15 protein-coding genes are annotated in these 21,007 nt (G+C 67.2%); 3 read left to right on the forward strand and 12 right to left on the reverse strand.

The annotated features are described in order from the left end of the window. Positions 1-354: 354 nt before the first annotated feature. Genes ACZYZ5_RS17580 through ACZYZ5_RS17590 form a run of 3 tightly spaced genes read right to left on the reverse strand, consistent with a single transcriptional unit; the run spans position 355 to position 7,884 of the window. Positions 355-4,065 (reverse strand): 1,4-alpha-glucan branching enzyme, encoded by a 3,711-nt coding sequence (locus ACZYZ5_RS17580; protein WP_463903464.1) that lies wholly within the window; start codon positions 4,063-4,065, stop codon positions 355-357. Between the two features lies 1 nt (position 4,066). Beyond that, positions 4,067-5,863 carry a maltose alpha-D-glucosyltransferase gene (treS, locus tag ACZYZ5_RS17585; protein ID WP_463903466.1) on the reverse strand — a complete coding sequence of 599 codons (1,797 nt, stop codon included), beginning with the start codon at positions 5,861-5,863 and terminating at the stop codon, positions 4,067-4,069. After that, the gene (locus tag ACZYZ5_RS17590) at positions 5,860-7,884 is read right to left on the reverse strand and encodes an alpha-1,4-glucan--maltose-1-phosphate maltosyltransferase (protein WP_463903533.1); all 2,025 of its coding nucleotides are present in this window, start codon (positions 7,882-7,884) and stop codon (positions 5,860-5,862) included. The genes treS and ACZYZ5_RS17590 overlap by 4 nt, the downstream gene beginning before the upstream one ends. Positions 7,885-8,083: 199 nt before the next feature. Between ACZYZ5_RS17590 and glgP the strand changes: the two genes are divergently transcribed. Then, entirely contained in the window at positions 8,084-10,702 is a 2,619-nt protein-coding gene (gene glgP, locus ACZYZ5_RS17595; RefSeq protein ID WP_463903468.1) for an alpha-glucan family phosphorylase, read from the forward strand. Between the two features lie 73 nt (positions 10,703-10,775). Here glgP and ACZYZ5_RS17600 read toward each other — a convergent pair whose 3' ends face one another. From ACZYZ5_RS17600 to glgX, 3 genes are read right to left on the reverse strand one after another with little or no spacing between them, the layout of a single operon-like run. Beyond that, positions 10,776-11,132: a barstar family protein gene (locus ACZYZ5_RS17600; RefSeq protein WP_463903469.1), complete on the reverse strand. Its 357-nt coding sequence runs from the start codon at positions 11,130-11,132 to the stop codon at positions 10,776-10,778. Positions 11,133-11,139: 7 nt separating this feature from the next. Next, positions 11,140-11,634 carry a guanyl-specific ribonuclease gene (locus ACZYZ5_RS17605; RefSeq protein WP_463903470.1) on the reverse strand — a complete coding sequence of 165 codons (495 nt, stop codon included), beginning with the start codon at positions 11,632-11,634 and terminating at the stop codon, positions 11,140-11,142. Between the two features lie 35 nt (positions 11,635-11,669). Further along, positions 11,670-13,784, reverse strand: a complete 2,115-nt coding sequence (gene glgX, locus ACZYZ5_RS17610; protein ID WP_463903472.1) for a glycogen debranching protein GlgX — start codon at positions 13,782-13,784, stop codon at positions 11,670-11,672. Positions 13,785-13,900: 116 nt separating this feature from the next. Between glgX and ACZYZ5_RS17615 the strand changes: the two genes are divergently transcribed. Further along, a complete protein-coding gene (locus ACZYZ5_RS17615) occupies positions 13,901-14,704 on the forward strand; it encodes a carbon-nitrogen hydrolase family protein (RefSeq protein WP_463903473.1) in 804 nt (267 codons plus the stop codon). 330 nt (positions 14,705-15,034) lie between these two features. On the opposite strand, the gene rlmB is transcribed toward ACZYZ5_RS17615, so the two are convergent. The 6 genes from rlmB to ACZYZ5_RS17645 all read right to left on the reverse strand — a co-directional run bounded on the left by rlmB (position 15,035) and on the right by ACZYZ5_RS17645 (position 20,055). Next, complete coding sequence (rlmB, locus tag ACZYZ5_RS17620; RefSeq protein ID WP_463903475.1) at positions 15,035-16,021, reverse strand: 23S rRNA (guanosine(2251)-2'-O)-methyltransferase RlmB; 987 nt, start codon at positions 16,019-16,021, stop codon at positions 15,035-15,037. A gap of 123 nt (positions 16,022-16,144) precedes the next feature. Continuing rightward, positions 16,145-17,602 carry a cysteine--tRNA ligase gene (gene cysS, locus ACZYZ5_RS17625; RefSeq protein WP_463903477.1) on the reverse strand — a complete coding sequence of 486 codons (1,458 nt, stop codon included), beginning with the start codon at positions 17,600-17,602 and terminating at the stop codon, positions 16,145-16,147. Positions 17,603-17,657: 55 nt separating this feature from the next. Next, the gene (locus tag ACZYZ5_RS17630; RefSeq protein ID WP_463903478.1) at positions 17,658-17,987 is read right to left on the reverse strand and encodes a hypothetical protein; all 330 of its coding nucleotides are present in this window, start codon (positions 17,985-17,987) and stop codon (positions 17,658-17,660) included. Between the two features lie 42 nt (positions 17,988-18,029). Next, complete coding sequence (ispF, locus tag ACZYZ5_RS17635) at positions 18,030-18,566, reverse strand: 2-C-methyl-D-erythritol 2,4-cyclodiphosphate synthase (protein WP_463903480.1); 537 nt, start codon at positions 18,564-18,566, stop codon at positions 18,030-18,032. A 2-nt stretch (positions 18,567-18,568) separates the two neighbouring features. Beyond that, on the reverse strand, positions 18,569-19,402 hold the full coding sequence (ispD, locus tag ACZYZ5_RS17640; protein ID WP_463903482.1) for a 2-C-methyl-D-erythritol 4-phosphate cytidylyltransferase: 834 nt from the start codon (positions 19,400-19,402) through the stop codon (positions 18,569-18,571). A 170-nt stretch (positions 19,403-19,572) separates the two neighbouring features. Then, the gene (locus ACZYZ5_RS17645; protein ID WP_024367191.1) at positions 19,573-20,055 is read right to left on the reverse strand and encodes a CarD family transcriptional regulator; all 483 of its coding nucleotides are present in this window, start codon (positions 20,053-20,055) and stop codon (positions 19,573-19,575) included. A gap of 300 nt (positions 20,056-20,355) precedes the next feature. On the opposite strand from ACZYZ5_RS17645, the gene ACZYZ5_RS17650 reads away from it, so the two are divergent. Beyond that, positions 20,356-20,907 (forward strand): hypothetical protein, encoded by a 552-nt coding sequence (locus ACZYZ5_RS17650; RefSeq protein ID WP_463903484.1) that lies wholly within the window; start codon positions 20,356-20,358, stop codon positions 20,905-20,907. Positions 20,908-21,007 lie beyond the last annotated feature (100 nt).

Consider the following 21,007-nt stretch of genomic DNA (forward strand, 5'->3'; position numbering starts at 1 on the left):
TAAATTGGTATCAACAAACTTGGCACACTATTGAGTTCTCAAACAACAGACACACCCGGCACCACCACAACCACAAGGCCATGGATCGCTCCGGAGCAACTTCACTAACTTACCGGGCCGCTTCACCCTTGTCAAATCGGCGTCCCGACTCAGCCTTGCCGTGAGGCATCTGGGTCGTGGTGGCCGTTCAACTCCGGGGAGCAGCGCGGAAATAAACTCTACCACCACTTTGCCCCGCTGACAAAGGGCCACCCAAGGGGGCTGCGGCAGGGCATCAAAAAGCCCGGAATCGCGGGGATTCCGGGCTCTTCGACGATGCTGGGGCCGGACCGTTACGGGGGCGGCAGCCCGGCGTCAGCCCACCGGCTTGAAGTACGCGGCACCCAGCGGGGGCAGCGTGACAATCAGGGTGGCCGGCTGGCCGTCGATGGCCAGGTCCGGGGCGGTGAGTGTGCCCTCGTTCAGGACACCGGAGCCGCCGTACGCGGCGGCGTCGGTGTTCAGCACTTCCTGCCACTGCCCCTCCAAGGGGACCCCCAGGTGGAAGTCCACGTGCGGGGCCCCCGAGAAGTTGAAGGCGCACACGAGCGGGTTACCCGCGGCATCCCGGCGGATGAAGGTCAGGACGTTGCGATTGGAGTCCCCGCCGTTGATCCACTGGAAGCCGGCGGGGTCGTTGTCCCGCTCGTAGAGCGCCGGGGTGGCGCTGTACAACTCGTTGAGATCCTTCGTCAGGAGCTGTATCCCGCGGTGGGCAGGAATTTCCGCCAGCCACCAGTCCAGGCCGTGCTGCTCGGACCATTCGGCTTCCTGGCCGAATTCGGTGCCCATGAAGATCAGCTTCTTGCCCGGGTGGGCCCACTGGTAGCCCAGGAAGGCACGCAGGTTCGCCAGCTGCTGCCAGCGGTCCCCCGGCATCTTCCGCAGCATCGAACCCTTGCCGTGCACAACCTCGTCATGGCTGATCGGCAGCAGGAAGTTTTCCGTGTAGGCGTAGACCATGGAGAAGGTGATCGTCCCGTGGTGCCACCGGCGGTTGAACGGGTCCTCGGCCACGTACTTGAGCGAGTCATGCATCCAGCCCATGTTCCACTTGATCCCGAAGCCCAGGCCGCCATGGCTCGTGGGCGCCGTGACACCGGGGAAGGCGGTGGATTCCTCGGCGATCATGACCGCACCGGGGTGCGTCTTGTAGACCGTGGCGTTGACTTCCTGCAGGAACGAGATGGCCTCGAGGTTTTCCCGTCCGCCGAAGCGGTTCGGCTGCCACTGCCCGTCCTCGCGGGAGTAATCGAGGTAGAGCATCGACGCCACGGCATCCACGCGCAGGCCGTCGATGTGGAATTCGTCGAGCCAGTAGAGCGCGTTCGCGACCAGGAAGTTGCGCACTTCGCTGCGTCCGAAGTCAAAGATGAGCGTTCCCCAGTCCGGGTGCTCGCCCAGGTTGGGGTCGGAGTGCTCGTACAGCGCTTCGCCATCGAACCGGGCCAGCGCCCACTCGTCCTTGGGGAAGTGCGCCGGCACCCAGTCCAGCAGCACACCGATGCCGGCCTGGTGGAGTTCATCCACGAGGTACCGGAATTCGTCGGGGTGGCCGAAGCGCGATGTCGGGGCGAAGTAAGACGTGACCTGGTAACCCCAGGATCCGCCGAAGGGGTGCTCCGCCACCGGCATGAGCTCCACATGCGAGAAGCCTTGCCACTTGACGTATTCGACCAGCTCCTTGGCCAGCTCCCGGTAGCTGAGCCCGATCTTCCAGGAGCCAAGGTGCACTTCGTAAACGCTCATCGGCGAGTTGTGCGGATCCCGGGCGGCGCGGGCATCCATCCACTCTGCATCCTTGAACGCGTAGGAAGGCTCCACAACACGCGATGCCGTCAGCGGCGGGACCTCGGTGCCAAAGGCCATCGGATCCGCCTTCTCCACCCAGTAACCGTCTTTAGTCCGGATCTCGAATTTGTAGCACGCCCCTGCTAGAACGCCGGGGATAAAGACTTCCCAGACGCCGGAGGAGCCGAGGGACCGCATCGAGTGCTGACGGCCGTCCCAGCCGTTGAAATCGCCCTTGACGCGGACTGCCTGGGCGTTCGGCGCCCACACGGCGAAGGACACGCCGTCGACGTCGCCCATGGCGGACTTGTAGTGCTGAACGTGCGCGCCGAGCACATCCCAGAGGCGCTCGTGGCGGCCTTCGCCGATCAGGTGCAGGTCGAGTTCACCAATGGTGGGCAGGTACCGGTACGGGTCGTCCGTGGGCTCCGGCGCCTGGCCCTCGTAGCTGACTTCCAGGCGGTAGTCGGGCACGTGGCCGGTTTCCAGCGGCTCCAGCACGGCGACCCACACGCCGCCGGACTCGTGCGTCATCGGGAAGGTGCCGGTCGCGGTCACAACGGAGACGGCTTCGGCGAGGTGCTTGACCGTGCGGATGGTGACATGGCCGTGGTCATCGAGGTGTGCGCCCAGGACCGAGTGCGGCGCGTGGTGTTCCCCGGAGGCGACCCTCGCCAGGGTGTCCGCATCCACGGGCAGTGGACTTCCGGGACGATCGATATGTGCTGAACCTGTCATTTTGATACCTTCCGCTGCGGCTTCGGCGGGAACGCCGGAGCCTGTACTACCGAGGAGACGACGTGATGCGTGGACCGGAATGGAGAGCCAGTCGGGCCTGTTGCGTAGTTCGTAGATGACTTCGTAAAGGGCTTTGTCGAGCCACAGCGCGACGAAGAGCGGGGAATCGCGGTCGATGCCGCCGGGGATGACTTCGGCGTACCCGGCCAGGAATGCCTCGGCGCAGTCGTCCACCCAGCTTTCCGGGACGTCCGCCTCCGGGTGCTCGCGGACGGCCGCACCGGCTGCGTAGTCAAAGGACCGCAGCATTCCGACGACGTCGCGCAGCGGGACGTCCGGGAAATTGCGTTCCGAGATCGGCCGAAGGGGTTCCCCCTCGAAATCGAGGATGGCCCAGCGCGGCGCCTTCCCGGCGCCGCCCGGAACCTGCAGGATCTGGCCCAGGTGGAGGTCACCGTGGATCCGCTGCAGGGTCCCGGCACTGCTGCCCTCGAGGCGCTCCAGGAGCCGGTTCAGCGCCTCACCGTAAGGGCCGACGGCGGTCCCGGCCTGCGCCCAGGACTGCCGCACCCGCTGGGCTACGCCGGGCGCGATGTCGCTGCCCGGGACGGATTCGGACGCGACGCCCAGGGCATGCGCCAGGCGGCGGTGCACCGTGGCAGTCGCGGCGCCCAGGGCGTGGGCCTCGGGGGTGAAATCCCGGCCGCCGCTCGCCGCGGTGACGGCGAGCCGCCAGGCATCCACCCCGCCGGCGAGGAATTCGTGTGCCACGGCCAGTTCGCCTTGCGCGGGGCTGGCGTCCGGCGCGTCGGCGGGTGCCTCTGACCACTCCCCGGTCACCCAGCCGAGAGTGGCCGGTACCTCGACGGTGCGCTCTGCGGTCAGGGCGGCGCCGATTTCCACCTCCGGGTTCTGGCCCTCGGAGAGCACACGGAAGAACTTCAGGATCGCGGCCGACTCGCCGTCGTCGACGATCACCGAAGTGTTGGACTGCTCGCCGGTGAGGACCTTGACCATGCCGGTGGCGCGGGGCAGGACGTAGCCGGACTCCACGAGGTGGCCGGTGGCGTTCCCGGCCGGGGTGGTGCCGCCGTGGCGCATGAGTTCCAGCCACGCCGCGATGAACTCGGCGTCGTGGACGCCGTCGTAAACCCACAGGGCGCCGGGAGCGGCGGCGTCGTCCGCCGCACCGTCGGGGGCGGGGTCGGATAGCTGCCCGATCAGCGCCGAGTCCGCCCCCGGCAGGGGCGCGCGGCGGATGCTGAGCGGGACCTGCACGACGTTGGTTCGCGAGCCGTCCGGTGTCGGGTAGCTCACGGCCAGCAGCAGCACCTCGAGTTCGGCGCTGGGTGGTGCGCCGCCGGGACCGCCGGAAAGGCGCAGTCCCCCGGCGGATTCGAAGGTGAACGCGGCGCTCTTGACGGGGAACCAGCGCTGGCGCGGAAGCCAACCGCCGAGCAGTCCGCTCAGGGCCGGGGTAAGGGTGGGTCGGGTCATGTCAGCCTTCGATAGAAAGGATCGGCATGGCCTGGGTGTAGGGCGATGACGGGTTGGAGGCAGCGGAACGGATCCGCAGCCAGAAGAAGTCGTGGCTGCCCAGGGTCAGCGTCAGGGTTCCGTCGTCGGAGATGCCCGGGAACGCCTGGCCGCCGAACACGTCCCGGAGGCCGCGTCCCGCGAACCTCGGCACGCGCAGCGTGGTCGCCACCGGATGCTGGGACAGGTTGAAGGCACACAGGATGGTTTCGCCGTCCTCACCGGCCGCGTTGCCTTCCGGCAGTTCGCGGAGGTAGGCAAGGACCACATCGTGGTCGGCCTCGACGTGCTCAAATCCGCCCAGCCCGAAGGCGGGGTGGTTCTTCCGGACGCTGAGGATCTGGCGCGTCCAGCGCAGCAGCGAACCGGAGTGGGCTGCCTCGGCCTCGACGTTGGCCATGCTGTAGTTGTAGACCAGCGACTGGATCACCGGTAGGTACAGCTTGCCGGGGTCCGCGCTGGAGAACCCGGCGTTCCGGTCCGGGTTCCATTGCATCGGGGTGCGGACCGCGTCGCGGTCCTCGAGCCAGATGTTGTCCCCCATGCCGATCTCGTCCCCGTAGTACAGGAACGGGCTGCCTGGCAGGGACAGCAGCAGGGCGTTGATGAGCTCGATTTCCGAGCGGGAGTTATCCAGCAGCGGCGCCAGCCGGCGACGGATCCCGATGTTGGCGCGCATACGCGGGTCCGGCGCGTACCAGCCGAGCATGGCCGCGCGCTCGTCGGCGGTGACCATTTCCAGCGTCAACTCGTCGTGGTTCCGCAGGAAGGTGCCCCACTGGGCGCCTTCGGGGATGTTCGGGGTGTCCTTCATCGTCTCGATGATGGGTGCGGCCTTCTGGTCCCGCAGCGCGTAGTAGAGCCGCGGCATGATCGGGAAGTGGAACGCCATGTGGCATTCCGGTTCCGCATCGGTGCCGAAGTACTCCACCACTTCAGCCGGCGGCTGGTTGGCCTCGGCGATGATCACGCGGCCCGGGTAGCTTTCGTCGACCATCTTGCGCAGTTTGCGCAGGAACTCGTGGGTCTGCGGCAGGTTCTCGCAGTTGGTGCCCTCTTCCTCGAAGAGGTACGGGATGGCGTCCGCGCGGAAACCGTCAATGCCCTGGTCCAACCAGAACCGCACAACGTCGAAGAGGGCGTCGATGACCTTGGGGTTCTCAAAGTTGAGGTCCGGCTGGTGGCCGAAGAAGCGGTGCCAGAAGAACTGCCGCCGGATCGGGTCGAAGGTCCAGTTGGATTCCTCGGTGTCCACGAAGATGATGCGGGCATCTTCGTACTTCTCGTCCGTGTCGCTCCAGACGTAGAAGTCTCCGAACGGTCCGTCGGGATCCTTGCGGGACTCCTGGAACCAGGGGTGCTGGTCCGAGGTGTGGTTCAGCGGGAGGTCAATGATCACGCGGACGCCGCGGGCGTGGGCTTCCGCGACGAGCCGCTTGAAATCGCTGATGGTGCCGAACTCGTCGAGCACGGAGTTGTAGTCCGAGATGTCGTAGCCGCCGTCACGGAGCGGGGACTGGAAGAAGGGCGGGAGCCACAGGCAGTCGACACCGAGCCACTGGAGGTAGTCCAGCTTCTCGATCAGCCCGTGGAAGTCGCCGGAGCCGTCGCCGTTTCCGTCGGCAAAGCCCCGGACCAGGACTTCGTAGAAGACCGCTTTGCGGTACCAGTGCGGATCGTGCTGGAGGCCCGGCGCGTTCAACTCATAGGATCCCTTCGAGCTGTAGTGCTGGTTGGGATTTGAGGGGCTGAAACTCACTGGTGGTGCCTCCGGATGCTAAGAATGTGCGCTGGCTCGACATGGGCGTCCAGCCGAACGTAGTTGTACTCCCCCCATTCCCAGCTCTCGCCGGTCAACAGATCATCCACCATGAACCGGCCATTGTGCGTGAGGTCGTCCGGATCGAGCGCCAGCGCCGCCAGATCCAGTGTCACCGTGCTCTCGCGGATGCCGTGCGGATCCACGTTGACGATGATGATCAGGGTGTCCTTGGTGCCGTCGGGGAGGGTCTTGTGCTTCGAGTAGACGACGGTGGCGTTGTCCGTGCTCTCGTGCACCGTCAGGTTCTGCAGGTCCCCCAGGGCGGGGTGGGCGCGGCGGATCGAGTTGAGCCGGGTCAGGTACGGGGCCAGCGTCCGGCCGGATTCGGCCGCCGCGTCCCAGTCACGGGCCTTGTACTCAAACTTCTCGTTGTCGATGTACTCCTCGGCGCCGGGCCGGGCCACGTGCTCGTAGAGTTCGAAGCCGGCGTAGACGCCCCAGATGGGACTCGCGGTGGCTGCCAGCGCCGCCCGGATCTTGAACGCGGGCGGACCGCCGTACTGCAGGAACTCGGTCAGGATGTCCGGGGTGTTGACGAAGAAGTTCGGCCGGAAGTAGGCCGGTGATTCGTGGCTGACCTCCTGGAAGTATTCCTCCAGCTCCTCCTTGGTGTTCCGCCAGGTGAAGTAAGTGTAGGACTGCTGGAAGCCGGCGCGGCCCAGCGCGTGCATCATGGCCGGGCGGGTGAAGGCCTCGGCGAGGAAAACGACGTCGGGGTGCTTCTTGTTGACCTTGGCGGTCAGCCATTCCCAGAACCACACCGGCTTGGTGTGCGGGTTGTCGACGCGGAAGATCTTGACGCCGTGGCTCACCCAGAGGAAGACAATGCGCAGGATCTCGTTGGACAGGCCCGCGGGATCGTTGTCGAAGTTGAGCGGGAAAATGTCCTGGTACTTCTTCGGCGGGTTTTCTGCGTAGGCAATGCTGCCGTCCACGCGGGTGGTGAACCATTCGGGGTGGCTTTCGACCCAGGGGTGGTCCGGGGCGGCCTGCAGGGCAAGGTCCAGGGCCACTTCCAGCCCCAGCTCACCGGCCCGCGCTACGAAGGCATCGAAGTCCTCAAAGGTGCCCAGGTCCGGGTGGATGGCGTCGTGGCCCCCCTCCTTGGCCCCGATGGCCCACGGTGAGCCGGGATCGTGCGGTCCGGCGAGCAGGGTGTTGTTCGGGCCCTTGCGGTGCTGGATGCCGATCGGGTGGATCGGCGGCATGTAGATGATGTCGAAGCCCATGGCCGCGACGGCGTCGAGCCGCCGGGCGGCGGTGCGGAAGGTGCCGGAGGTCCACTCGCCGGTTTCCTGGTTGCGGACGGCGCCCTCGGACCGAGGGAAGAACTCGTACCAGGCGCCCCGGCCGGCGAGCTCGCGCTCCACCAGCAGCGGGTACTGCTCGGAGACGGTGACCTGCTCGCGGATCGGCTGGCGGTCAATGATGTCCGCGACGTCAGCGCCGAATCCGGCGGCGAGGCGTTCCTCGGCGGTCTTGCTGGTGTCGTTGAGCCCGACGACGGCCATCCGCAGGGTCCGCCGGTCGGCGGACGGGCGGGATGAGTCCTCGGACGCTACGGCGAGCAGCGCGGCGCCCTCGGCGAGCATCAGCTCGACGTCGATGCCGGCTTCCACCTTCACCTCGGCATTGTGGTGCCACGTGCCGTAGCTGTCATGCCAGGCCTCGATGACAAAGGACCAGTTGCCGGTGCCGGACGGGGTCAGGAGCCCTTCCCACCGGTCGGTGCCCAGGCCGCGCGGGCCGCGGGGCGGGGCGAGGCGGACGCGCTGGCGTTCCTTCCCGCGGGGGTCGAGCAGGACGGCGCTGACACCGAGCCGGTCGTGGCCCTCCCGGAAGGCGGTGGCACCGACCACCAGGGTTTCCCCTACAACGGCCTTGGCGGGGAATTTACCGCCTTCGACTGCAGGCTCCACGGCGGTGATTGGAAAACGGCCAAAGCGAAGGCCCTCCATGATCAGGGCCTTCGGCTTTTGCTTGGACACGGCACTGGTTCGCGAGTTAGTTGTCACAGCCTCGACGTTATCGACAAAACGGCCAGATTGCTAAGGCTGCGCACTTTTTTCCGGCGTTTCCCGGCAGGCGGACCGTCATTTATGCAAAAGAGACTTAAACCAGTTCCGAGCCCCCAACTTGTCCGTTAGTGTTTCGCAGGTGAAGGCAATCCGCAGATTTACCGTCCGAACCGTTCTTCCCGAGTCGATCCGGCCGCTGGCCCGGCTGGCCACCAACCTCCGGTGGTCCTGGCACCGGCCGACGCGGGAGCTTTTCGAGGGCCTGAACCCGAAGGTGTGGGCCGAGAGCGACCACGACCCCGTGTCCTTCCTCGGCCTGGTCAGCCGGGAGGAGCTGCAGCGCCTTGCCGCGGACCTGGACGTCGTGCGCCGGGTCCACGCGGCTGCCGAGGACCTCGACCGGTACCTCGAACAGCCCCGGTGGTACCAGAGCCTCGGCGACCACGCACCGTCGTGCATCGCCTACTTCTCCCCCGAGTTCGGCATCACCGAAGTGCTGCCGCAGTACTCCGGCGGCCTCGGCATCCTCGCCGGCGACCACCTGAAGGCCGCCTCGGACCTGGGCGTGCCGCTGATCGGCGTCGGCCTGCTGTACCAGGCGGGCTATTTCATGCAGTCGCTGTCCCGCGACGCGTGGCAGCAGGAAACCTACCCGGTCCTGGATCCGGATGGGCTGCCGTTGACCCTGCTGCGCGAGGCCTCCGCTGACGGCAACGGCAGGCCCATCCAGATCTCCCTGCCGCTCCCCCACGGCCGCCGGCTGCTGGCGCACGTCTGGCGCGCCGACGTCGGGCGTGTCCCGCTGCTGCTGCTGGACTCCAACGTTCCGGGCAACGACGATGCCGCCCGCGGCATCACCGACCGCCTGTACGGCGGCGGCGGTGACCACCGGCTCCAGCAGGAGCTCCTGCTGGGCATGGGCGGGGTCAAGGCCCTGCGCGCCTTCCAGAAGCTCACCGGCAGCCCCGCCCCGGAGGTGTTCCACACCAACGAGGGCCATGCCGGCTTCCTGGGCGTCGAACGGATCCAGGAAATGATGTCCGCCGCGGAACCGTTGAGCTGGGACGAGGCGCTGGCCGCCGGCCGCGCCTCCACCGTGTTCACCACCCACACCCCGGTCCCGGCCGGCATTGACCGCTTCGAGGTCTCGCAGATCCAGCACTTCTTCGACGCCGGGCTGGCTCCGGACGTGCCGGTGGCAAAGATCCTGAACCTGGGCCGCGAGGACTACACGGACGGCAACCCGTTCGTGTTCAACATGGCCGTGATGGGCCTGCGCCTGGCCCAGCGCGCCAACGGCGTGGCCAAGCTGCACGGCGTCGTGTCCCGCGGCATGTTCTCCGCGCTGTGGCCGGGCTTCGACCACTCCGAGGTGCCCATCACCTCGGTCACCAACGGTGTGCACGTGCCCACCTGGGTGGACCCGCGGGTGTCCCAGCTGGCGCGTGACCAGTTCGGCGCCGAGGCGGAGGCACAGGGCCGCTGGGACCTCGCCTACAACGTCAGTGACGAGGACGTCTGGGCCCTCCGCCGCGAGATGCGGGTGTCGCTCGTGGAGGATGTCCGGCGCCGCCTGCGGGCCGCCTGGAAGAAGCGCGGGGCGGCCGACGCCGAGCTCGCGTGGACGGATTCGGTGCTGGACCCGGACATCCTGACCATCGGCTTCGCCCGGCGTGTGCCGACCTACAAGCGGCTCACGCTCATGCTGCGCGAGCCCGAGCGGCTCAAGGCCCTGCTGCTGCACAAGACACACCCGATCCAGCTGGTCATTGCGGGCAAGTCCCACCCGGCCGATGACGCGGGCAAGAAGATGATCCAGGACCTCGTCCGGTTCACCGACGACCCGGCGGTGCGGCACCGGATCGCGTTCCTGCCCAACTACGACATCGCCATGGCCCGGACCCTGTTCCCGGGGTGCGATGTGTGGCTGAACAATCCGCTACGTCCGCTCGAGGCGTGCGGCACGTCCGGCATGAAGGCGGCCCTGAACGGCTCCCTCAACCTCTCGGTCCTGGACGGCTGGTGGGACGAGATGTACGACGGCGAGAACGGCTGGGCGATTCCGACCGCCAACAACGACGCGGCCCCCGAGGAACGCGACGACATCGAGGCGGCGGCCCTGTACGAGCTGCTCGAGACGCAGGTGGCCCCCCGCTTCTACGGACTCACCGTGTCCGACGGCGCCGGCGCTGCCGGGCCTTCGCAGTCCGGCCCGCAGGCGGTCCCCACGCACTGGGTCTCGATGATCAAGCACACCATGTCCCACCTGGGCCCGGCAGTCTCCGCGGACCGGATGCTCAAGGATTACGTCAACGTCCTGTACCGGCCGGCCGCCGTCGCCGGCCGCCGGGCCGGAGCGGACAATTTTGCCGAGGCCAAGGCCCTCGCGGCCTGGATTTCCCGGGTCCGCGCTGCCTGGCCGCAGATCCAGGTGGAGCATGTGGACTCGGTGGGCGTGTCGGAGGACCCGCAGATCGGCGACATCCTCCAGGTCAACGCCTACGTGGCCCTGCACGACCTCACACCGGATGATGTTTCCGTCGAGGTCGCCTACGGCAAGGCGGAGGACAGCGACGAACTGGCCGAAGTCACGGTGGCGGAGCTGAAGGCGGTGGAAGACCTCGGCAAGGGCCGTCACCTCTTCAGCGGCACCCTGGTGATCGACCGGTCCGGTTCCTTCGGCTACACGGTCCGGGTGCTCCCGAAGCACGAGGCCCTGGCGTCCAAGGCGGAACTCGGGCTGATCGTCAACGCCTGAGCCCCCCGCCTGCGGGATTGACAACAGCGCCGCACCCCGGATTCCCGGATGCGGCGCGTTGTCTGTGGCGGGACTACAGGCAGACGGCGATGACGGCCAGGTTCCTGCCGGCGTAGCGTTCGGCGTCTTGCAGGATTTCGCAGATGACACCGAACGAACGGTCAGAGCGGAAGGCAGCAGGGACCTCCCAGATGAAGGTGATCGGGGACTTGCCGTCGTCGGAGACGGCGTCGGCGAAGTCGTGCAGGGAGTCATTGAGCGCGTCCAGGTTCACGCCGTAGTCCGCCGGGAAGTCCAGGGTCTCCGCGAACGTTTCGAGAACCGTCCGTTTGGTATCGGCGGCGGGAATCAGCACGGCGTGCCGTCCGGCGTCCGCCACCAGGGCCTGCAGCTCCTCGATAGTCCAGGTGTCTGCGGAGTAAATCTTCATGGGTTCCTTACTTGCCTTCGATGATGAATCTGAACGAGTTGTAGTGGTCCGCTGTGTAGTACTTATCTCCGGCCTGTCCGGCCACGATCCGGCGGGCTCCGCGGTCGGATTCACCCGGGGTCCGGACCGTGTATTCCCTGTAATAGCCGGATGATTTCCGCGGAAGAATGCGCTCGAAATTGCCGAACGTGGCGTCGTCCCTGCTGTAGGGGTACGGGCCGCCCCGGGCGATAAGCGCGAGGGTCTGGCGCGCTTCGGCGGGAAGCTCCGAGGCCTTCACCTCCGGCAGCCCGGACGGGTTGGCCCGTGCAGGCGGCGCGGCCGGTGCGGGAGCAGCGGGCCCTGCGGTGCCCGGCCGCGCTGTCGGGCCTGCGGCGCCGGCGCTCGTTGTGCCGGCGCCGGGCGGGGCCGTTCCGGTCTCCGGGACCCCTGCCAGCACGAACGCCAGCACGGCCAATCCGAGCAGCAGGGCAAGCAGGGCCGTCAGCCGCTGGACCTTCATTCGTGGTTTTCCTTATGCCTGGATCGGGGGTCGGGCTACGTGCGGTAGATGTTGATGGAGTTGGCCTGCACAACGTCCCGTTCCCCGGAGGCGACCCGGACGCCCTGGCGCCGGTCGTGGAGTCCGGAGGTGGTCAGGCGGAGCTCGAAGAGCCGGTTGCCGGTCCCCTCCTCATTGCTGAGCAGCGGCAGCGTGACCTTGATGTCCTTGGCGTCGCCGTTGACGACGACGAGTCCGTCCACGTGGCCGTCGTCGGACCCGAGCAGCAGCTGCACCACACGGTGCCCCGGATCCTGCCAGCGCTCCCCGGCCATCGGCTCGCCGCGCTCGTCGAACCAGTGGAAGTACGACTGTGTTTCGCGGGTCGGGTAGTCATGCGGCTGCCCGGCCAGGAATTCCTTGCGAAGCCGGATCACCCGCTTGGTGGTGCGCAGCATCGAGTGGGATTCGGGCGTGCTGGTCCAGTCGATCCAGGCAAGGGGGTTGTCCTGGCAGTAGGCGTTGTTGTTGCCCTGTTGGGTGCGGGCGATCTCGTCGCCGGCGGTGATCATGGGCACGCCCTGGGAGATCATCAGCGACGCCATCAGGTTGCGGCTGGACTGCGCACGCCGGGCGAGGATGTCCTCGTCCTCCGTGGGGCCCTCGAAGCCGTGGTTGTAGCTGCGGTTGTCCCCGTGGCCGTCCCGGTTCTGTTCACCGTTGGCCTCGTTGTGTTTGCGGTCGTAGGACACGAGGTCGGCCAGGGTGAACCCGTCATGGGCGGTGACGAGGTTGACCGACGCGAGCCGGGACCGGCCGGACGGCTCAAACAGGCTCGCGGAGCCGGAGAGCGCGTCCGCGAGCCGGGCCACTGAGCCGCCCTGCCCGCCGGCGTCGATCGCCGCGCGGTCAGCGAGCCAGAAGCTGCGGACGGCGTCGCGGAAGTGGTCGTTCCAGTCCACCCAGCCGGGCGGGAAACGGCCGGTCTGCCAGCCGCCGTAGCCGATATCCCAGGGCTCGGCGATGAGCTTGGTGGCGGACAGCACCGGGTCGGCCCCGATCGCCACCAGGAGAGGGTGCCGGGGATCGAACTCGTTGGCGGCGTTGCGGGCCAGCGTCACGGCAAGGTCGAAGCGGAAGCCGTCGATGTGGAATTCGGTCACCCAGTAACGCAGCGAATCCAGCACCAGCTGCACCACGCGGGGTTCGCCGAAGTTCAGGGAGTTGCCGCAGCCGGTGGTGTCCACGTACCGGCCGTGGCCGTCGTTGCGGTAGTAGGCCATTTCACCCAGGCCGCGGAAGCTGAGGGTCCGGCCGTCCCTGCCGCCCTCGGCGGTGTGGTTGTAGACGACGTCGAGGATGACCTCGAGGCCGGCGGCGTGCAGCAGTTTGACCATGCCTTTGAACTCGTCCTGGACGGCTTTCGGGCCTGCTGCCTGCGCCGCCTCGGTGGCATAGCCGGGGTGCGGGGCGAAGAACGCGGCCGTGTTGTAGCCCCAGTAGTTTGTCATCCCGAGATTCTGCAGGTGCGGTTCGTCCACGTGGAAGTGCACCGGAAGGAGCTGCACGGCGGTGATTCCCAGGGCGATCAGGTGCTCGATCATGGCCGGGTGCGCCAGCCCGGCGTAGGTGCCCTGGAGGTCCTCGGGGACGTCGGGGTGCAGCTTGGTCTGGCCGCGGACGTGCGCCTCGTAGATGATCGTGTTGCGCCACGGAGTCCTGGGGCCGCGGTCATTGCCCCAGTCGAAGTCGTTGTCCATCCGGACGCTGGTGATGAAATCCTCGCGCTCGTCCACGGCCCGGCCGTAGGGGTCCAGCAGCAACGGCTGCTCGCCGCTGCTGTCGAAATCCGTCGAGGGCATGGACAACGGGAGCGCCTCGTGATCGGGGGTCGCCCGGAATCCGTAGCGCGAACCGGCCGGGATGCCTTCGACGATGCCGTGGTGCACGCAGTCGGTCACGTTCGGCAGTGTCTTGAGCTGCCAGCTGCCGCCGGGCGCCTGATAGGCGATCTCCAGGGTGGACACGCCAGGCGCGTAGACCGCCACATTCGCGAAGGCACTCCGAGGATCGTCCAGTGCCGGCGAACCGGTGCCCGGCACGCTGATTCCCAGCGGAAACGCCCGTGAGGCGTCTACGGTGGAAGCTGTGTCTACGTAGGTCATGACCATTGCTTAAAGTTTAGCGGGGCTGAACAAATAGACCCGGTTTCTGATTTCCTGACGAAGTGCAGTTTACGGAAAAGCTGCGTTGCATACTTGAACCAGCGCCGAAACTGGAGGTAATAGTGCGGATTGCACTCGCTCAAATCATTACTGGACGCGATCTTGCCGGAAATCTGGCCATCGTGGAGGACTACGCGGCCCGCGCCAAAGCCGGCGGAGCAGAGCTTGTGGTGTTCCCCGAGGCCACCATGCGCGCCTTCGGAAACTCGCTGCTGGACATCGCCGAGCCGCTGGACGGTCCGTGGGCATCGCGGGTGCGCAGCATCGCGGCGGAACACGGGATCGTGATCGTCGCCGGGATGTTCACCCCGGGGACAGCGGACGACGGCGGCAAGGTGCGCAACACCCTCCTGGTCACCGGCGGCGGGGTCGATGCCAGCTACGACAAGATTCACCTCTTCGATGCCTTCGGCTTCGCGGAATCGGAGACCGTCGACGCCGGCACCGAGCCCGTCACCTTCGAGTTCGGCGGCGTGACGTTCGGCCTGGCGACCTGCTACGACATCCGGTTCCCGGGTCTCTTCACCGAGAACGCAGACCGCGGAGCCGAGGTGAACATTGTCTGCGCCTCTTGGGGATCCGGCCCCGGCAAGGCCGAACAATGGAAGCTCCTGGCCCGCGCCCGCGCCCTGGATTCCACTACTGTGGTCCTCGCCTGCGGCCAGGGCGACCCGGCCAGTCAGGGAATCGAGCCCAAGGGTGCGGCGCCCACCGGCGTCGGGCACTCCGTCGTCGTCTCCCCGCTGGGTGAAGTCCTCGAAGAGCTCGACGGCGCCCCCGGGCTGCTGTTCGCAGACCTGGACCCCGCCGTCGTCAAAGAAGCCCGAGCCAAACTTCCGGTCCTCGCCAACCGCCGCAAGTTCTAAACCGACGGTCACCGTCCGCGGACACCGGCGCCCGCTCGAAACAACGCTCCCTCGCCTTTCGCGACTTAAAGCGAAACGCTCCCTCACGAGACGTGAGAGAGCGTTTCCTGATTTCCAGCCAAAGGTGCGGGAGCGTCAGAGCCGTTGCCGGGGTTTTGCTATGGAGCGTATCGCCGACCAGAGCGGAGCGAGGCCGCCCGCGGCCGAGCGGAGCGTCGGGAGGAAGGGAAGCCCCGAGGGACCCGAACTGAGCTTGCGAAGTTTGGGAAGGGGCTTCCCGCTAAGCGACGGCAAAACCCCGGCGACGGCGGACCCAGCAACCAGCGAAGGTTACTTGACGGCGCGCTGGCGGGAGATCTCGTAGAGGGAGATACCCACGGCCATGGAGGCGTTCAGCGACTCCATCGCGGAGTCGATCGGGATGGAGACGATCTGGTCGCAGTTTTCGCGAACCAGGCGGCTGAGGCCCTTGCCCTCGGAACCCACGACGATGCAGACCGGCTCGGTGGCCAGGGCGAGGTCGGGCAGCGACACGTCGCCGTCGCCGTCGAGCCCCAGAACATAGATGCCCATGTTCTTGAACGCCTTCAGCGTGTTGTTCAGGTTGGCCGCACGTGCCACGGGGACGCGGACGGCGGCTCCCGCGCTGGTCTTCCAGGCCGACGCGGTGACGCCGACGGAGCGGCGCTCCGGGACGATGACGCCGTGGCCGCTGAAGGCCGAGACCGAGCGGATGATCGCCCCGAGGTTGCGCGGATCGGTGATGCCGTCCAGCGCGACGAAGAGCGGCGCGTTGGCGACGTGGCCCTTCTTCCAGCTCGCGAGGGTTTCTTCGGCCAGCTCGTAGGCGTCCTGGTATTCGTACGGCGGGATCTGCAGCACGAGGCCCTGGTGGATGGCGTCGTCGGTCATCCGGTCCAGCTCGGGCTTGCCGGTTTCGAGCAGCGGGATGCCGCGCTCGGCCGCCAGCTTGAGGGACTCCTTGACGCGGTCATCCATCTCGATGCGGATCGCCACGTGCAGGGCCTTGGCCGGGATGCCGGCGCGCAGCGCCTCCACGACGGAGTTGCGCCCGGTGACGACTTCCTCGGTGGCGCGGCCCTTGGGGCCGGAACGGGCACCGGGGTTGCGCGGGGCGCCCGGGCGCTTGGCCGCGGAGCGTTCCGCGAGCTGCTTGTTCTTGTGGGCCTTGTGGTACGGGCGGTCCTCCGCCTTGGGCGTCGGCCCCTTGCCCTCAAGCGCCTTGCGGCCGTGACCGCCGGTTCCGACGGAGGGGCCCTTCTTCAGTTTGACCGACCGGCGACCGTTGTTGGCCATGAGTTCCACCCTTTTAAATACGCGATTCGTTGATAAGTCTGAACTCCAGTCTACTGACTCGAGTTAAATCCTCGACCGCAGGGCATGGCCGGGCCCCGGCTCAGCGCCGGGAACCGGGCCGGATCAGCCGCGCTTGAGGCTCCAGTTTGCGCCGTCCGGGCCGTCCTCGACGACGACGCCGGCAGCGGCGAGGGTGTCGCGGATGGCGTCCGAGGCGGCCCAGTCCTTGCTGGCGCGGGCCCGGGCGCGGGCCCCGAGCTGCGCTTCGACGAGGACGCCGAGGGCGGTGGTGCTCTGTTCGTCCACGGCGGGACCCGCGGTGTCGTTGAGACCAAGGACACGCAGCATGTCGGTGACGCTGAGCAGGGCCTGCCGGGCGGCGTCGAGATCCCCGGCGGTGAGGGCGGTGTTGCCGGCGCGGACGGTTTCGTGGAGCGCGGCCAGGGCCTGCGGGACGTTGAGGTCATCGTCCATCGCGGCCGCGAAAGCGTCGGGAACGGCCCCGTGGCCGCCGAAGACAGCGTCCCCGTCCGCCGAGGCCAGGACCCGGGCAGCGCGGCTGATGAAACCGTCGATCCGTTCCACCGCGGCGGCGGCCTCCTGCAGCGAGGACGGCTGGTAGTCCAGTACCGAACGGTACTGGGCCTGGCCGAGGTAGTAGCGGACCACGCGCGGCGGGGCCAGTTCCAGCATCTCGGCGGGGCTGACGGTGTTGCCGATGGACTTGGACATTTTCTCGCCGGCGTAGGTGACCATGCCGTTGTGCATCCAGAAGTTGGCGAAGCCGTGGCCGGCAGCCTGCGACTGGGCCATCTCGTTCTCATGGTGCGGGAACCTGAGGTCCAGTCCGCCGCCGTGGATGTCGAACTCGGTGCCGAGGTACTTGGTGACCATCGCGGAGCATTCGAGGTGCCAGCCCGGACGGCCGGCGCCCCACGGCGAGGCCCAGCTCGCCGTCGTCGGCTCCCCGTCCTTGTGGCCCTTCCAGAGCGCGAAGTCGCGGGGGTCCTTCTTGCCGCGCGGGTCCGCGTCCGGGGCGCCCTGCATGTCGTCGACCTTTTGGTGCGTCAGCGAGCCGTACTTGCTCCAGGACCGGACGTCGAAGTAGACGTCGCCGGAGTCGTCGAGGGCCGGGTAGGCGTGGCCGCGGTCGATCAACTGCTGGATCAGGGTGTGCATTTCGGGGATGTGGCCCGTGGCGCGCGGTTCGTAGGTGGGGCGGGAGACGCCCAGGGTGTCGTAGGCCTTCAGGAATTCCTGCTCATAGCGGTAGGCCAGCGCCCACCATTCCTCATTCCGGAGGGCGCCGGGCTCGTCCTCGAAGTCGGGCCCGAAGGAGGCGGCGGACTTCGCGAGGATCTTGTCGTCGATGTCGGTGACGTTGCGGACCACGGTGACCCGGAAGTTCCGGTACTGCAGCCAGCGGGTCAGCTGGTCGAAGGCGATGGCGGAGCGGATGTGCCCGACGTGCGGCATGCCCTGCACCGTGGCGCCGCAATAGTAGAGGCTCACTTTGCCCGGAACCAGAGGGACGAAGTCGCGGACTTCGGCGGATGCAGTGTCATAGAAGCGCAGGGTCACCGCTCCAGATTAGCCGATGGCGTTCCGGCCCCGGTGTGCGGCCGCTTCCCCCGGCCTACTTGCAGTACTCGCCGATCCTGTTGTTCTGTTCCGTGAGCTGTTTGGTCTGCTCCTCACTTCTGGCCCCGAGTGAGGTACCGGCCACCTGCTTCATGATGTCCGCCATTTTCTGGATCGGGTCGGCCACCTCGGGCGCCACCTTGTCCGCGACCTCCTGGTAATGCTTGGAGATCTGCTCCGCCTGCTGCTGCTGGTTGCCGGTGGGGACGAAGGTGTCCTGGTTGAGGAACGCGCAGCTTTCCGGGACGCTCATCTTCGGTGTCGCGGCGCACCCGGTCAGCAGGAGTCCGGCCAGCAGGACGACGGCGGGCAGCAGCTTTTTCACAGGGAGTCTCCTGGTGTTGCGGGAAGGGGTGTTCCGTCAAGCCTAGGCGACGGACTCCGGAGACGCCGGGCCGGTGCGGTAGACGAGGGCCGTCGCCGTGGCCGAAATGCCCTCGCCGCGGCCGGTGAAGCCCAGGCCGTCGCTCGTGGTGGCCGAGACACTGACCGGGGCGCCCGCGGCTTCGCTCAGGACCCGCTGGGACTCCTCCCTGCGGGGGCCGAACTTTGGCCTGTTGGCCACGAACTGCACGGCGATGTTCCCGATTTCGAAGCCCGCGGCGCGGATGATCCGCGCAGCCTCGGCCAGCAGGGTTACGCCGGACGCGCCGGCATACTCCGGGCGGTCGGTGCCGAAGTGCGTGCCGAGGTCCCCGGTGCCGGAGGCGGAGAACAGGGCGTCGGCGGCTGCATGCGCGACGGGGTCGCCGTCGGAGTGGCCGGACAGGCCGCGCTCCCCGTCCCAGAACAGGCCACCGAGCCAGAGCGGCTGGGGCGCGTCCTCGGGGGCGTAGGCGTGGACGTCGATGCCGATTCCGGTCCGCGGGATGACGGGCAGCGGGGCGTTCTGGTTCTCGGACATGCTCAGCCTTCCACCCAGCGGGCGCCCAGCGGGCCTTCGAGGAGGCCCTCGGCGATGATCAGGTCCAGCGGCGTGGTGATCTTCAGCGATTGGCTGGCGCCGCGCACCGCGTGGACCGGGATGCCAAGGAGTTCCACCAGCATGGCGTCGTCGGTGACCGCGGCCGACTCGGTGGCGTCGAGGGACGCCGCCGTTTCGTGGGCGCGTCGGAGGGTGGCGAGCTCGAAGCCCTGCGGGGTCTGCACCGCCCGGAGGGTCTCCCGGGCCGCGGTGCCGGTGACGAGCTCCGGGGCGATGGCGGCGCCGTCGCCCGTGGTCGCTTCCACCGTCTTGACCGTGTCCACCACGGGCATGACCGGGATGACGGCCATGGCGCCGGCCGCCAGGGCCTGCGCCACCCGGTGGAAGACAGCTTCCGGCGTCAGGGCGCGGGCGGCGTCGTGGACCAGGACGGCTTCGGTGGCCGGGAGGAGCGCGGCCAGCGCGGCGCGGACCGATGCTGCGCGCGTGGCGCCGCCGTCGACAATCGTCACGACCGGGAGCTGGACGGCTTCGCCCGCGGCGGGCGTGCGCCGGTTCTCCGCCTTGAGCTCCTTTATGAAGGCCTCACAAAGGGCGTGGAGTTCCGTATCGCCGGGAGGGATGGCGACGCAGATCTGCTGCGCGATCCCGGCCGCGGCGACTCCCCTGAGGGCGTGCGTGAGGATGCTGTCTCCCCCAAGCGGAACCTTGGCTTTTGGCATGCCGTAGCCCAGGCGCTGGCCGGAGCCGGCAGCCACGACGATGACTGCGGTGACGGGGCCGGCCGCTGACGTGTTGGTCGGTGCTGAGTCCATGCGCACAAGACTACGTCCCGGCGCCGCGCGCGCATCCCACTGAGCTATCAGTCCTGGTGCTTCCGGGGCGTTGTGAACGGCCAGGGCCGACAGCTCAACGCCGTAAAGGCGAAAAGAAACCCCGGCAGCCGTTAGGCTGCCGGGGTTCAATTCTTGTCTGTTCGACTTGCTTAGGAAGCCAGGACCTCGTCGAGAACGCTTGCAGCCTTCTCTTCATCAGTCTTTTCAGCCAGCGCCAGTTCTGAAATCAGAATCTGGCGTGCCTTGGCCAGCATGCGCTTCTCCCCTGCGGAGAGACCCCGGTCGTGATCGCGGCGCCACAGGTCGCGGACGACCTCTGCCACCTTGATGACGTCACCGGAAGCAAGCTTCTCCAGGTTTGCCTTGTATCGACGTGACCAGTTGGTGGGTTCTTCAGTGAACTCGGCCCGCAGCACTTCAAACACGTGCTCCAGACCTTCTTTGCCCACTACGTCCCGGACCCCAACTAGGTCAACGTTTTCTGCTGGAACTTCTATGGTCAGATCACCCTGAGCCACCTTGAGCTTGAGATACATCTTCTCTTCGCCCTTGACAGTGCGCATCTTGATTTCTTCAATTTTCGCTGCACCGTGGTGAGGGTAAACTACTGTCTCGCCGACCTCAAAAACCATGTGGACATTCCCCTTTCCCGCAGACCAGTTTATCACGTTTAAGGCATACGACTGCCATGGAACGCACCCAAGAACCGCATGAATACGGGGAAAATGGCCTTAATCGGCCCCGTCAGACCCCTTGACGAAAGCGGATATTAGTGCATGACCCCGCCTTTGCCAAGGTCGCGCGACTTCCCCCGCCAGCGGCTGGCCGGCGCCGGATCGACGGGATTGTGTACAACCCGAATCATCGTTTGGCACGGATTGCAGATAGGCTATGGCTGAATAATGTTCCAAGACTCTCAAGGAGTGCGAGACGTGGGTTTCACTGCGACGAACCGGGGCCAGCGCGGCAAGCTGGCAATGGCAACGGCTGCTCTGGGCATCGGCCTGCTGTCCGTAACAGGCTGCGGCTACATCAACCCCCAGTCGACCGCCGCGCAGTACGCGGCCTCGGACGGAACGCAGGCCAACGTTGGCGCGCTTCAGCTGCGCAACATGATGATCATCTCCGCCGGTGAGGACAAGCCCGGCCGTGTGCTCGGCGCCGTGTACAACTCCTCCTCCGAGGACGTGACGCTGACCATCGCCGGTGCCGGTGGGTCCCAGACCGAGATCCCGGTCAAGCAGAACTCCTACACGCTGCTCAACGACTCCACCGACGAGGCCATCCTGAGCACCACCGGCGGCATCCCGGGTTCCCTCGTCGAGGTCAGCATCAGCGAGGACGGCACCAACCAGAAGGCCACAGCGAAGGTGCCGGTGCTGGACGGAACGATCTCCGACTACAAGCAGTACCTGCCGGCCGGCAGCGAGCCGACCGGCTCGGCCACGCCGACCCCGTCACCGACGAGCAGCGCGAACCACTAGCCGCCAAACAGATAAGGAGGGGCGCCCGGTCACCGGGCGCCCCTCTTTTCTGCATGATCTGTGCGTTCCGCTCCCTCGGGGCCAACGGTCCGCCGGGCTC

The sequence above is a fragment of the Pseudarthrobacter ribosi genome, from assembly GCF_055412865.1.

Excerpts from the sequence above, each read along its gene's own strand:
- ACZYZ5_RS17580 (WP_463903464.1), bottom strand. The coding sequence starts at position 4,065 with ATGACCCGACCCACCCTTACCCCGGCCCTGAGCGGACTGCTCGGCGGT.
- ACZYZ5_RS17590 (WP_463903533.1), bottom strand. The coding sequence starts at position 7,884 with ATGGAGGGCCTTCGCTTTGGCCGTTTTCCAATCACCGCCGTGGAGCCT.
- ACZYZ5_RS17600 (WP_463903469.1), bottom strand. The coding sequence starts at position 11,132 with ATGAAGATTTACTCCGCAGACACCTGGACTATCGAGGAGCTGCAGGCC.
- ACZYZ5_RS17605 (WP_463903470.1), bottom strand. The coding sequence starts at position 11,634 with ATGAAGGTCCAGCGGCTGACGGCCCTGCTTGCCCTGCTGCTCGGATTG.
- glgX (WP_463903472.1), bottom strand. The coding sequence starts at position 13,784 with ATGGTCATGACCTACGTAGACACAGCTTCCACCGTAGACGCCTCACGG.
- rlmB (WP_463903475.1), bottom strand. The coding sequence starts at position 16,021 with ATGGCCAACAACGGTCGCCGGTCGGTCAAACTGAAGAAGGGCCCCTCC.
- ispF (WP_463903480.1), bottom strand. The coding sequence starts at position 18,566 with ATGTCCGAGAACCAGAACGCCCCGCTGCCCGTCATCCCGCGGACCGGA.
- ispD (WP_463903482.1), bottom strand. The coding sequence starts at position 19,402 with ATGGACTCAGCACCGACCAACACGTCAGCGGCCGGCCCCGTCACCGCA.
- ACZYZ5_RS17645 (WP_024367191.1), bottom strand. The coding sequence starts at position 20,055 with ATGGTTTTTGAGGTCGGCGAGACAGTAGTTTACCCTCACCACGGTGCA.